This is a genomic window from Streptomyces sp. NBC_01803 (assembly GCF_035917415.1).
Taxonomy (GTDB): domain Bacteria; phylum Actinomycetota; class Actinomycetes; order Streptomycetales; family Streptomycetaceae; genus Streptomyces.
This window is the reverse complement of sequence record NZ_CP109073.1, coordinates 3642501-3654670: the sequence shown is the minus strand read 5'-3', so window position 1 is coordinate 3654670 and position 12170 is coordinate 3642501. Positions and strand designations below refer to the sequence as shown.

Here is a 12170-nt window from a genome sequence, read left to right as displayed (position 1 = left end):
AAAGAAGACCACCGCCCGGGGGAGAACTCATCGGGGCAGCGGCTTGACCCAGCGTGCCCAGTCCGTCTGCCGCTCATAGCCCGCCGCCGTCCAGGCCCGGTGCGCGCGTTCGTTGTCGTTCAGCACCATGGCGTCGGAGCGCCGCCCGCCCAGCGCGGCGAACCGCCACTCGGCCGCCGCGATCAGCAAGGTCGCCACGCCCCGCCGCCGCCACTCGGGCGCCACCGCCAGCCGGTAGAGGTGGCACCGCCACCCGTCGAACCCGGCGATCACCGTCCCGACCAGCTCCCCGTCCCGCTCGGCCAGCAGCAGCGCCTCGGGGTCCCGCGCGACCAGCCGGGTCACGCCCTCCTGGTCGTCGCTCACGCTGCCCCCCTGGGCTGCCTCCGCCCAGAACGCCAGCACCCGCTCGGTCTCCTCGGCCCTCGCGGCCCGCACCCGGATGTCTCCCATGTCCCCACCCCATCATGCTCGTTCCCGGGACGACCACGGCTTTCCCGCGCCCGCCCCCGCCCTCAGGCCCAGCCCTCCAGCGTGAACCAGACGGTCTTGCCCCGGCCCGGGACGTGGTGGCAGACACCCCACTCGGTGGCGTAGAGCGACAGCAGCAACAGCCCCCGCCCGTGCTCCGACTCGGGGTCGGGCACACCGCACGGCAGCCGGAGGTCACCCGGGGCGTCGTCGTGGACCAACACCCGGACCGTGCCACTCGGCGTCCACTCCGCGTACAGCTCCACGGGCGCCCCCGACAGGCAGCCAAGCGCCGCCGCCACCGCGTTGGTCACCACTTCCGAGGTCAGCAACGCCGCCGTCTCCACCACCCCGGACCCGTCCGGTACGACCGGGGTCAGCGCCGTGCGCACCGCGTCCCGCGCGCTGCGCACCCACCGCGGCTCGGGCGGAAAGGTGAGCGTGAAGTCGGTGACGGGCTTACCGGCCAGAGCGGCGGCGGGCAGGGTACACATGCGGACCTTCCTCCAACGACCGGAACGGCCCCCCGACGGTAGAGTGCGCGGTCACACAGATACAACCCTCCGCGACCTATCCGCTTCCATGAGTGACAAACCCCCATACCCTCTGACCGAACCGTCGAGTCTGTGAAGGAAATTGACGCATGGGACTGCGCCTGAAGCCGACCCAACGACAGCGACGCCTCGGTCACGAGCTGCGCAAGCTGCGCGAAGCGGCCGGCATGGGAGCCGCGGAGGCATGCGAACGGGCCGGTCTGAACAAGCCGCACCTCAGCCATATCGAGGCGGGCCGCACCGCCTGCCCCGAGCCGCGCCTGCGCGCCCTCCTGAGCGCCTACGGTTGCAGCGATACGACCCTCACCAAGGCGCTGATCGAGCTGACCAACGCCACCGGCAAAGGCTGGTGGCGGGCCTACCGGGACACCGTGGACGACCGCGGCCAAGACCTGGCCGAGCTGGAGTCCACCACGACCGCCTACCGCGCCTTCGACTGGCTGCACGTACCCGGGCTGCTCCAGACCCCCGCCTACATGCGGGCGTTGTTCACCAAGGAGAACCCGGGCGACGACGGCGACCTCGACGCCTACGCCGGCTTCCGCCTGCGCAGACAGCGCGTCCTCACCGAGCGGCCCGCCCCGACCTTCGAGGCCGTGATCCACGAAGCCGCGTTCCACATGGGCTTCGTGGACCGCGAGACCATGCTGGGACAGCTCGACCACCTCGTGGAGCTGGCGCGGTTACCCCAGGTCAGCATCCGCCTCCTGCCGTTCCGGTGCGCCGCCTACCCGGCGACCCCCGGCTCCCCCTTCACCATTCACGACGCGTCCGCACCCGAACTGTCCACGGTCTACGTCGAGCAGCCGAACACCCCGCTGTTCCTCTGCGACCCCTGGCACGTCGAGCACTTCGCGGCGGACTTCGCGCGGATCAGCGGCATTTCCCTGGAGCCCCTGGATCCCGGCGCGGCGGGCGAGCAGAGTTCGCTGGGACTGATCCAGCACCTGCGCTACGTCCTGTAGGAGGGCCCGTGACCGATTCGCGCTGGCAGAAGTCCAGTCTGAGCACCGGCAACCCGAACCAGAACTGCCTCGAAGTCGCCACCGCCCCCGACAGCCGCCACATCCGCCTCCGGGAGAGCACCTCCCCCGCCACCATCCTGACCACCACCCCCACCCGCTGGGCCGCGCTCCTGCGCCATCTCAAGGCCGGCGATGCATAGAGCGGACGTGATATCAACCGCGCCTGCACAGGGGCCGAACGTCAGTGGAGGGCGCTAACGTCGTGTGAGGAGGTAATAGACTCGCTGCTGTTGAGGGGGCGTGATGGTGAGCTACGACGACGATTACGACGACACGCGCGCCCGCGGCATCCCCGCGCAGACCCGCACCCGGCTCCCGGACCAGCCCGAGTCGGCCTCCCGCCGCCCGCCCACCTCCCCCGGCCGCAGCATGGTGACGATCATCGGCGTGATCGTCATCCTCCTCGCCGCGATCGTCTTCGCCAACCAGACGCGCGGCGGCGACGGCGACTCGTCGTCCGACGAGCCCAGCGACGAATCCGCGCAGGCGACATCCCCCACCGGCGAATCCCCGGTCGACGGCTCGACCAACGGCATCCCCGCGGGCTTCCCCCAGACAGAACAAGGCGCCCAGAGCGCCGCGGCGAACTACGCGGTGGCCCTCGGCGGCACAGAGATGTTCGACGCGGACGAGCGGCGGCTGATCGTCGACACCGTCTACGCACCCTCCATCGCGGCCGATCGCCTGACCGAACTCGACGCGGCATACTCGGACCCGGGGTTCCTCGACCGGATCGGCCTCACCGCGGCCGGCACCGCCCCCGACGGTATGACCTTCGTGTCCCGGGTCAGCCCCGTCGGTGCCAGCGTCGCCGCGTTCGACGGCGCCAGTGCCACCGTATCCGTCTGGTACTCCGCGCTGTTCGGAGTGGCCGGCACCGACTCCACCAACCCCGTCACCGAGAGCTGGTACACCAGCACATACGACCTGGTTTGGGCCAACGACGACTGGAAGGTCACCGACTTCACGCAGGAAGACGGGCCCGCTCCGGTCGGGCGCGATCAACGCGCCTCAACGGCAGAGGAGATGGCCGATGCGATCGAGCAGTTCGGAGGGTTCACGTATGCACGCTGATCCTCGGCCACGCGCCTTCCGGCGAGCTTCCACCGTCACCGGCTCGCTCCTCGGCGCCCTCACGGGTCTCCTCTCGACCGGGCTGGCCCTCGCACCGCGCGCCTCCGCCGCCGAGAACGACGAGGAATGCGATCTCATCCGCGGCCCCGCCCGGGATTACTGCGAGGGTGATGGCGAGTCCGGCGGGTCAGGCGGGGATGGGGGGGGCGGGGGGATCGATGATCCGCTCGGTGACTCGCTCGACCCGCTCTCCTCCCTCGCCCGGGGCTGCGCCGACGCCGCCGCGTGGATCGTCAACGAGTTGTCCGATCTCGTCGAAGAGACCACCACCGTCGACTTCACCAACGCCTCGTTCCTCCGCCAGTACGCCGTCGTCTTCGCCGCCTCCACGGTCCTGACGCTCGTCCTGTGGCTCCTCGCCATCGTCAAGCGCGCCATCCGCGGCGTGCCGCTGTCCACCGCGCTGTCCGAGGCCGTCGGCTTCCTCTGGCTCACCGTCATGGCCTCCGCCTTCACCCCCCTCGGCCTCTACGTCGTCGTCTCCGCCACCGACGGCGTCACCGACGCGATCGTGGCCGGCACCGGGGACAACTCCGACGCGTTCTTCGGCGACTTCGCCGCCGCCCTCGAAGCGGGCGAGGAGATCGGCGGCGGACCGATCATGCTGATCGTCGTCTCCCTGATCTCCATCCTCGCCGCCGGCGTCCTCGCCCTGGAGCTCGTCATCCGCACCGCGATGCTTTACGTCGGCGCGCTCCTCGGCACGGCCGTCTACGCCGGCCTGGTCGACAAGAACCTCTGGGGTCATGTCCGCCGCTGGGCCGGGATCATGGTCGCGGTCATCCTCATCAAGCCCGTCATCGTGATCGTGCTCGGCCTCGCCGGCGCGCTCACCACCGACGACGGCCCCACCGCCGTCTCCTCGATCATCTCCGGGCTGGCCATCATCCTCCTGGCCATCTTCGCGTCCGCCATGATCTACCGTTTCGTGCCGGGCTTCGGCGACGAGATCGTCAGCCAGCGCCAGATGCGCCAGGACACGTCGAGCCACGCCGCCAAGGCCGCGATCGCCACCCCGGCCACGATGCTCCGCCAGGGCATGAGCACCCACGGCACCCGCGACGGCGGCTCCGGCGGCGGAGGCGGAGGCGGAGGTGGCGGCGGACGCCCGGCCAACCCGCTGGCCGGCGGAGTCGCCGCGCACGGTACCCGTTCCGGGCAGACCGGATCGTCATCGTCTTCCGGCCCCAGCGGCCGCACCGGGAACCAAGGAAATCGAGGAGGTAGCCGGTGAGTGCCCCGCCGCAGACCTTCACCAGGCGCCGTACGTATCTGATCGGGCGGGCCAGGCCACAGGCCATCGTCGGCAAGAACCGCGAGACGGGTGAGATCGCCCTCATCGTCATCGGCGCGTTCCTCGGCATGATGAGCGGCCTGCTCGTCCCCATCCTCCCGCTGCGCATCGTCGGCCTCGGCGGCTTCCCCGTCCTGGCGTTCGCCGCGGTCTACATGCCGTACAACGGCCGGACGTTCTACAGGTGGTTCGAGATCTCCCGGTCCTTCCGCCGCACGCTGCGCCGCGGCGCCACGTACCGGTCCGGTGCCGTGGAGGCCGGCACGGCACTCGACGGCCGTGAGGTCGAGGTCGGCGCGCCCCCCGGCGTCGGCCGGGTCCGTTGGCTGGCCGCCGCGTTCGGCCCCGACGAGCTGGCGGTCCTCCTGCACAGCGACCGCAGGACCATCACCGCCGCCATAGAGATCGAGGGCCCGGGCGTCGGCCTGCGCGACAGCGAGGACCAGGAGGCCCTGGTCGAGCGGTTCGGCACGCTGCTGAAGCACGTGGCGAACGGCGACGGCCACGTCACCCGCCTCCAGATGCTCGCCCGCACCCTGCCCGCCGACCCCGACGCGCACGCCAACGACGTGCGCGAGCGCGGCGACGTGTCGTCGCCGCACTGGATCCAGGAATCCTACGAGCAGTTGCAGTCCATGGTGTCGACCTCCAGCGAGCAGCACCGCGCCTACCTGGTGGCCTGCATGCACCACTCGCGCGATCTGAGCAGCGAGGCCCAGGCCCTCGCCCGCGCCTCCCGCGTCTCGCGCCCCTCGGCCGGGCAGCGCCGCATGACCCAGGACGAGGCGCTGGCCGTCGTCATGGCGCGCGAGCTCACCGACATCTGCGCCCGGCTGGCCGAGGCCGACATCCGCGTCCGGCAGCCGCTCGGGGAGGCCAGACTCGCTTCCCTCATCCACTCGATGTACGACCCGGACCACCCCATCGACCACATCCAGGCCATGTCCAAGCGGAACGCCTGGCCGGCCGAGCTGGACGCCAGGGAAGCGACGTATCTCCAGGCCAAGACCCGCGAGTCGGACACCCGCGAGCCGTGGTGCCACGCCACCGCCTGGGTCAAGGAGTGGCCGATGACCCCCGTCGGGGTCAACTTCCTGGCCCCGCTCCTCGTCCACACCCCGGACGTGATCCGGACCGTCGCCGTCTGCATGGATCTGGAGCCGACCGAGATCGCGATCGAGCGCATGCTGACGGAGAAGACCAACGACGAGGCCGAGGCGTCGCGCGCCGCCAAGATGAACCGCACGGTGGACCCGCGCGATGTCGCCGCCCACGGCCGCGTCGACCAGCGGGGTGACGATCTGGCCTCCGGCGCCGCCGGGGTGAACCTCGTCGGCTACATCACCGTCTCCTCCCCCCACCCCGAATCCCTCGCCCGCGACAAGCGGACTATCCGTGCGTCAGCTGGTAAGTCATATTTGAAGCTTGAGTGGTGCGACCGCGAGCACCACCGCGCGTTCGTCAACACGCTTCCCTTCGCCACCGGCATCCGGCGATGAGCACCACGGCGTGAACGACGGGACGGACGAGAGGGACGTGATGAACGTGAAGGAGGTGCTGCCACCATGTCGCCGCGCGATCCGCTGACCGCCATCACCGACGCGTTCACCAGCCTGCTGTTCGGCAGGACGGAGACGACCCGGTTGCCCGTGCGTACCTCCACCGGGCAGGCCCAGGCCGTCTATCTGCCCACCGCCGCGCCCGGCTTGGGCGACTCCGGGGTGATCATCGGCCGCGAGGTCTACTCCGGCAAGGGGTACATCTACGACCCCTTCCAGCTCTACGGCCAGCAGCTTCCCGCCCCGCACTGGCTGGTGCTCGGCGAGTCCGGCAACGGCAAGTCCGCGCTGGAGAAGACCTATGTGCTACGCCAGCTCCGCTTCCGCGACCGGCAGGTCATCGTGCTCGACGCCCAGGGCGAGGACGGCGTCGGCGAGTGGAACCTCATCGCGCAGGAGCTGGGCATCACCCCGATCCGCCTCGACCCGATGGCGGCCCTCGACGGCGACGTCCGGCTCAACCCCCTGGACCCGGCGATCACCACGACCGGCCAGCTCGCCCTGCTGCGCACGATCATCGAGGTCGCCCTCGGCCGTTCGCTGGACGAGCGCGCCGGCTTCGCGCTCAAGGTGGCCCACGCCTACGTGAACCAGACGGCCGCCGGACGCCAGCCGATCCTCACCGACATCGTGGAGCGGCTGCGCCACCCCCTCCCCGAATCGGCCGACGCGATGAACGTCGAGCTGGAGGACGTCCGCGCCTGGGGACTCGACGTGGCCCTGGTCCTGGACCGGCTCGTGGACGGCGACCTGCGCGGCATGTTCGACGGCCCGACCTCGGTCGGCATCGACCTCGACGCGCCTCTCATCGTCTTCGACCTCTCCCACATCGACCGCAACTCGATCGCGATGCCGATCCTGATGGCGATCGTCGGCGTCTGGCTGGAGCACACCTGGATCAGGCCGGACCGGAAGAAGCGCATCTTCCTGGTCGAGGAAGCCTGGCACATCATCAACTCGCCGTCGGTGGCCCAGCTCTTCCAGCGCCTGCTGAAGTTCGGCCGCCGGCTCGGCCTCTCCTTCGTCGCCGTCGTCCACCACCTCTCCGACGTGGTGGACGGCGCCGCCGCCAAGGAGGCCGCCGCCATCCTCAAGATGGCGTCCACCCGCACCATTTACGCCCAGAAATCCGACGAGGCAAGAGCCACCGGTCAGGTCCTCGGCCTGCCGCGCTGGGCCGTGGAGATCATCCCGACCCTCACCCCCGGCATGGCCGTCTGGGACGTCAACGGGAATGTCCAGGTGGTCAAGCACCTGGTCACCGAGGCCGAGCGCCCACTCGTCTTCACCGACCGCGCCATGACGGAATCCTCCGCCAAGACGCTGGCGGAGGACGAGGCCCTTCTCGTCGGCGAAGACCCCTTCGAGGCGGAGACGGAAGCCCGCGTGATGTCCTTCGAGAAGCGGCAGGGAGTCGGGTAGCGCGCCGGACAGGGCGCCGTCACCCAGGAGCCAGGAAGATGTCCCACGACCAGCGCGCATCCCAGCCACCCGGCCGGAACACCGCCCGGAGCGGCGGCGGCGTGCCCGACGCACTGCTGGTCGGCACGCTCGCGGCGCTCGTCGGCCTGACCGCGTTCTCCTGGTCGGCCACCTGTCTGGCCGGCTGGCTGGGGCACGGTGAGTGGCCGCGGGGCGTGTCCTTCCCGCACACGGCGCACGCGATGCGCTCGCTGCTCATCGCGCCCGGCGACGTCCCCGCCGCGTGGCCGGACGCCGCCCCGGAGACGCTGCCGACCGCGTCACTGTTGTGGCTCGTCTTCCTCGGCCAGGTGGCGATCCTGTTCGCCACGGTGCTGTGGGTGATGGTCCGCATGGCGCGCTGGCGCGCCCGCCGGTCCGCCCCGCACCCGGAGCCGGAGCCGGAGCCGGAGCCGGCACGGACCGCCCCGGTCGAGGCCCCACCCGTGCGGTCCGAGCCGCGGCCGGCGCACCACGAGCCCGAGATCCCGGCCGTCGCCGTCCCCGCCCCGAACCCGCCCCTCCCACCCGTCGCGCATGAGCGGCCTGACCCGGCGGCAACGGCAGTGCCGGACACGCCCGAAGGGCTGGTCGTCCTGGACGCGGACGGCCGCCTGTGGTCCACGACCGGCCGTCGGCGCCGCACGCTCGGCCCGGTGCACGTCTACGATCCGGGACATGTCACCGACGCCGCCGTCCGCCTGCGCTGGGCTCCCCAGCGCGGCTGTGAGGACATGCCACTGGCCCGGCGCCGGGCGGCGGCGCTGCTGGCCCCGTTCCGCCCGGTCGAGCCCGTGTTCCGGCTCGACGCCGAGGCGGCCGAGACGCTGCTGCGCTGCTATCTGCACGCGGCGGCTCTCGCGGGCGCCCCCTTCACGCAGGTGCAGCGCTGGGCGCACGGCAGATCCACGAGCGAGCCCGCGAAGATCCTACGCACCCACTCCCGCGCGGCGGGCGGCGCGTCGATGGAGCTGGAGAGCACGCTGACCTCGCATCCGGGACGCCGCGACGCGGCTCTGCGGATCATCGGCCGGGCACTGGCGGGCCTGGACCAGCTCCATATCCGTCAGGCGTGCACCCCCGGCCGCGCCGACGGGCTCGTGCTGGACAATCTGGCGGGGGAGAACGCGACCCTCTACATCGTGGGCGAGCACAAGGAGACAGCCGGCCTGCGCGCCGCTCTCCTGGACGCGCTCACCATGACCCAGCCCGCACTGGCCGTCGTTGACGGCGGCGACGGCAGCCGCTGAGGGCGCTCAACCGGGCTTGAGAGCCAGCTCGTAGGCCCGCAGGGACACGTCTCGCGGGTCCTTGTCCGTGCCACCGGTCGGCCGGAAGCCGAGCGATTCGTAGAACCGGGCCGCGCGCTTGTTGCTCTCATGCACCCGCAGCCGCACTTCGAGTCCGTCGGCCCAGTCGATGGCGGCCCGCATCAACGCGGTGGCCAACCCGGTGCCCCGGTGCTCGGGCAACATGTAGACCCCGACCACATACACGAGCCGGCGTTTGCCGAAGGCGCCGACCATCCCACCCCACGTCCCGTCGTCCGTCTCGCCGATGAAGATCACGCTCTCGTTCCCCGCGGCGCGGCGCTCCCACTCATGACGGGTCAGGCGCACGGCCTCCTCATAGGGCTCGAAGAAGGCCACCGGCGCAACGGGATCCTGGAGGGCGGCAAGACGCAGTTCTCTGAGCTTTTCCCAGTCGTCGCGATGCGTCTGCCGGATCTTGTACGCCATGGGCCGATGGTTGCACCCGGGCAGGCGGACCGCAATGCCCTTACCCCGGATCTGCCTTGGCCATAAACACGACTAAGGCCCGCCGACAAATTTCGGCGGGCCTTACTCATCTGCATTCTAAAGATTGTCCGGCGGTGTCCTACTCTCCCACACGGTCCCCCATGCAGTACCATCGGCGCTGGAGGGCTTAGCTTCCGGGTTCGGAATGTAACCGGGCGTTTCCCCTCCGCCATGACCACCGGAACACCCTGAGGGTATCCCTACGGTTCTCTGGCTTCGAGATTTCACAGTGGACGCGAGCATCTGCGGACAAGCCCTCGGCCTATTAGTACCGGTCAACTCCACCCCTCACAGGGCTTCCATCTCCGGCCTATCAACCCGTTGGTCTCACGGGGGCCTTACCCCATCAAGTGGGTGGGAGTCCTCATCTCGAAGCAGGCTTCCCGCTTAGATGCTTTCAGCGGTTATCCCTCCCGAACGTAGCCAACCAGCCATGCCCTTGGCAGAACAACTGGCACACCAGAGGTTCGTCCGTCCCGGTCCTCTCGTACTAGGGACAGCCCTTCTCAAGACTCCAACGCGCACAGCGGATAGGGACCGAACTGTCTCACGACGTTCTAAACCCAGCTCGCGTACCGCTTTAATGGGCGAACAGCCCAACCCTTGGGACCAACTCCAGCCCCAGGATGCGACGAGCCGACATCGAGGTGCCAAACCATCCCGTCGATACGGACTCTTGGGGAAGATCAGCCTGTTATCCCCGGGGTACCTTTTATCCGATGAGCGACGGCGCTCCCACAAGCCACCGCCGGATCACTAGTCCCTGCTTTCGCACCTGCTCGACCCGCCAGTCTCACAGTCAAGCTCCCTTGTGCACTTACACTCACCACCTGATAACCAACCAGGCTGAGGGAACCTTTGGGCGCCTCCGTTACTCTTTAGGAGGCAACCGCCCCAGTTAAACTACCCACCAGACACTGTCCCCGATCCGGATCACGGACCCAGGTTAGACATCCAGCACGATCAGAGTGGTATTTCAACAATGACTCCGCACCGGCTGGCGCCGGCACTTCACAGTCTCCCACCTATCCTACACAAACCGAACCGAACACCAATATCAAGCTATAGTAAAGGTCCCGGGGTCTTTCCGTCCTGCTGCGCGAAACGAGCATCTTTACTCGTAATGCAATTTCACCGGGCCTATGGTTGAGACAGCCGAGAAGTCGTTACGCCATTCGTGCAGGTCGGAACTTACCCGACAAGGAATTTCGCTACCTTAGGATGGTTATAGTTACCACCGCCGTTTACTGGCGCTTAAGTTCCCAGCTTCGCCCCGAAGAGCTAACCGGTCCCCTTAACGTTCCAGCACCGGGCAGGCGTCAGTCCGTATACATCGCCTTACAGCTTCGCACGGACCTGTGTTTTTAGTAAACAGTCGCTTCTCGCTGGTCTCTGCGGCCACCCCCAGCTCAGATGGTAAACACCCTCACCAGGAACGGCCCCCTTCTCCCGAAGTTACGGGGGCAATTTGCCGAGTTCCTTAACCATAGTTCACCCGAACGCCTCGGTATACTCTACCTGACCACCTGAGTCGGTTTAGGGTACGGGCCACCATGAAACATCGCTAGAGGCTTTTCTCGACAGCATAGGATCATCCACTTCACCACAATCGGCTCGGCATCAGGCCTCACCCACATGTCGCACGGATTTACCTGCACGACGGGCCACACCCTTACCCCGGGACAACCACCGCCCGGGATGGACTACCTTCCTGCGTCACCCCATCACTCACCTACTACCCCATCGGGCCACCGGCTCCACCACTCCCCCATCACCCGAAGGATCAAAGGGCGGCTTCACGGGCTTAGCATCAAGAGATTCAGCGCTGGCGCTTCACGGCGGGTACCGGAATATCAACCGGTTATCCATCGACTACGCCTGTCGGCCTCGCCTTAGGCCCCGACTTACCCTGGGCAGATCAGCTTGACCCAGGAACCCTTAGTCAATCGGCGCACACGTTTCCCACGTGTGAATCGCTACTCATGCCTGCATTCTCACTCGTGAACCGTCCACAACTCGTTTCCACGGCTGCTTCACCCGGCACACGACGCTCCCCTACCCACCACACATAGTGCAGTGACACGACTTCGGCGGTGTACTTGAGCCCCGCTACATTATCGGCGCAGAATCACTCGACCAGTGAGCTATTACGCACTCTTTCAAGGGTGGCTGCTTCTAAGCCAACCTCCTGGCTGTCTCTGCGACTCCACATCCTTTCCCACTTAGCACACGCTTAGGGGCCTTAGTCGATGCTCTGGGCTGTTTCCCTCTCGACCATGGAGCTTATCCCCCACAGTCTCACTGCCGCGCTCTCACTTACCGGCATTCGGAGTTTGGCTAAGGTCAGTAACCCGGTAAGGCCCATCACCTACCCAGTGCTCTACCTCCGGCAAGAAACACACGACGCTGCACCTAAATGCATTTCGGGGAGAACCAGCTATCACGGAGTTTGATTGGCCTTTCACCCCTAACCACAGGTCATCCCCCAGATTTTCAACTCTGGTGGGTTCGGGCCTCCACGCGGTCTTACCCACGCTTCACCCTGCCCATGGCTAGATCACTCCGCTTCGGGTCTTGGGCATGCTACTCAACCGCCCTCTTCGGACTCGCTTTCGCTACGGCTACCCACCAACAGGTTAACCTCGCAACACACCGCAAACTCGCAGGCTCATTCTTCAAAAGGCACGCAGTCACGACAACCGAGCGCAAGCACTCGACTGCGACGCTCCCACGGCTTGTAGGCACACGGTTTCAGGTACTATTTCACTCCGCTCCCGCGGTACTTTTCACCATTCCCTCACGGTACTATCCACTATCGGTCACCAGGGAATATTTAGGCTTAACGGGTGGTCCCGCCAGATTCACACAGGATT

Annotated in this window: 10 protein-coding genes and 2 rRNA genes (1 of these 12 only partly in view); 7 read left to right on the top strand and 5 right to left on the bottom strand. The window is 67.8% G+C overall.

Annotated elements, in window-relative coordinates:
* Positions 1 to 27: 27 nt before the first annotated feature.
* Positions 28 to 453, bottom strand: a complete 426-nt coding sequence (locus OIE51_RS16550) for a GNAT family N-acetyltransferase (RefSeq protein ID WP_326598471.1) — start codon at positions 451 to 453, stop codon at positions 28 to 30.
* 62 nt (positions 454 to 515) lie between these two features.
* Positions 516 to 965: an ATP-binding protein gene (locus OIE51_RS16545; RefSeq protein WP_326598469.1), complete on the bottom strand. Its 450-nt coding sequence runs from the start codon at positions 963 to 965 to the stop codon at positions 516 to 518.
* A gap of 149 nt (positions 966 to 1114) precedes the next feature.
* On the opposite strand from OIE51_RS16545, the gene OIE51_RS16540 reads away from it, so the two are divergent.
* The 7 genes from OIE51_RS16540 to OIE51_RS16510 all read left to right on the top strand — a co-directional run bounded on the left by OIE51_RS16540 (position 1115) and on the right by OIE51_RS16510 (position 8748).
* Positions 1115 to 1990 (top strand): helix-turn-helix domain-containing protein, encoded by an 876-nt coding sequence (locus tag OIE51_RS16540; RefSeq protein WP_326598468.1) that lies wholly within the window; start codon positions 1115 to 1117, stop codon positions 1988 to 1990.
* A gap of 8 nt (positions 1991 to 1998) precedes the next feature.
* Positions 1999 to 2190 carry a DUF397 domain-containing protein gene (locus OIE51_RS16535; RefSeq protein WP_326598467.1) on the top strand — a complete coding sequence of 64 codons (192 nt, stop codon included), beginning with the start codon at positions 1999 to 2001 and terminating at the stop codon, positions 2188 to 2190.
* A 106-nt stretch (positions 2191 to 2296) separates the two neighbouring features.
* On the top strand, positions 2297 to 3124 hold the full coding sequence (locus OIE51_RS16530; RefSeq protein WP_442812059.1) for a hypothetical protein: 828 nt from the start codon (positions 2297 to 2299) through the stop codon (positions 3122 to 3124).
* Positions 3114 to 4418: a hypothetical protein gene (locus tag OIE51_RS16525; RefSeq protein WP_326598465.1), complete on the top strand. Its 1305-nt coding sequence runs from the start codon at positions 3114 to 3116 to the stop codon at positions 4416 to 4418. Before OIE51_RS16530 ends, OIE51_RS16525 begins: the two co-directional genes overlap by 11 nt.
* Positions 4415 to 5977: an SCO6880 family protein gene (locus OIE51_RS16520; RefSeq protein WP_326598464.1), complete on the top strand. Its 1563-nt coding sequence runs from the start codon at positions 4415 to 4417 to the stop codon at positions 5975 to 5977. Before OIE51_RS16525 ends, OIE51_RS16520 begins: the two co-directional genes overlap by 4 nt.
* Before the next feature lie 66 nt (positions 5978 to 6043).
* Positions 6044 to 7459 (top strand): ATP-binding protein, encoded by a 1416-nt coding sequence (locus OIE51_RS16515; RefSeq protein ID WP_326598463.1) that lies wholly within the window; start codon positions 6044 to 6046, stop codon positions 7457 to 7459.
* Positions 7460 to 7497: 38 nt separating this feature from the next.
* Positions 7498 to 8748, top strand: a complete 1251-nt coding sequence (locus OIE51_RS16510; RefSeq protein WP_326598462.1) for a type VI secretion protein — start codon at positions 7498 to 7500, stop codon at positions 8746 to 8748.
* Between the two features lie 6 nt (positions 8749 to 8754).
* Here OIE51_RS16510 and OIE51_RS16505 read toward each other — a convergent pair whose 3' ends face one another.
* From OIE51_RS16505 to OIE51_RS16495, 3 genes are all read right to left on the bottom strand, one after another.
* On the bottom strand, positions 8755 to 9237 hold the full coding sequence (locus OIE51_RS16505) for a GNAT family N-acetyltransferase (protein WP_326598461.1): 483 nt from the start codon (positions 9235 to 9237) through the stop codon (positions 8755 to 8757).
* A gap of 126 nt (positions 9238 to 9363) precedes the next feature.
* Positions 9364 to 9480 (bottom strand): 5S ribosomal RNA (gene rrf / locus OIE51_RS16500).
* Between the two features lie 62 nt (positions 9481 to 9542).
* Positions 9543 to 12170: ribosomal RNA gene (locus OIE51_RS16495) — 23S ribosomal RNA — on the bottom strand; it runs 477 nt beyond the window's last position.

What these genes read in the sequence shown, in the direction of transcription:
- OIE51_RS16505 (WP_326598461.1), bottom strand. Translation starts at nt 9,237, where the DNA reads ATGGCGTACAAGATCCGGCAGACGCATCGCGACGACTGGGAAAAGCTC.
- OIE51_RS16540 (WP_326598468.1), top strand. Translation starts at nt 1,115, where the DNA reads ATGGGACTGCGCCTGAAGCCGACCCAACGACAGCGACGCCTCGGTCAC.
- OIE51_RS16525 (WP_326598465.1), top strand. Translation starts at nt 3,114, where the DNA reads ATGCACGCTGATCCTCGGCCACGCGCCTTCCGGCGAGCTTCCACCGTC.
- OIE51_RS16545 (WP_326598469.1), bottom strand. Translation starts at nt 965, where the DNA reads ATGTGTACCCTGCCCGCCGCCGCTCTGGCCGGTAAGCCCGTCACCGAC.
- OIE51_RS16510 (WP_326598462.1), top strand. Translation starts at nt 7,498, where the DNA reads ATGTCCCACGACCAGCGCGCATCCCAGCCACCCGGCCGGAACACCGCC.
- OIE51_RS16515 (WP_326598463.1), top strand. Translation starts at nt 6,044, where the DNA reads ATGTCGCCGCGCGATCCGCTGACCGCCATCACCGACGCGTTCACCAGC.
- OIE51_RS16550 (WP_326598471.1), bottom strand. Translation starts at nt 453, where the DNA reads ATGGGAGACATCCGGGTGCGGGCCGCGAGGGCCGAGGAGACCGAGCGG.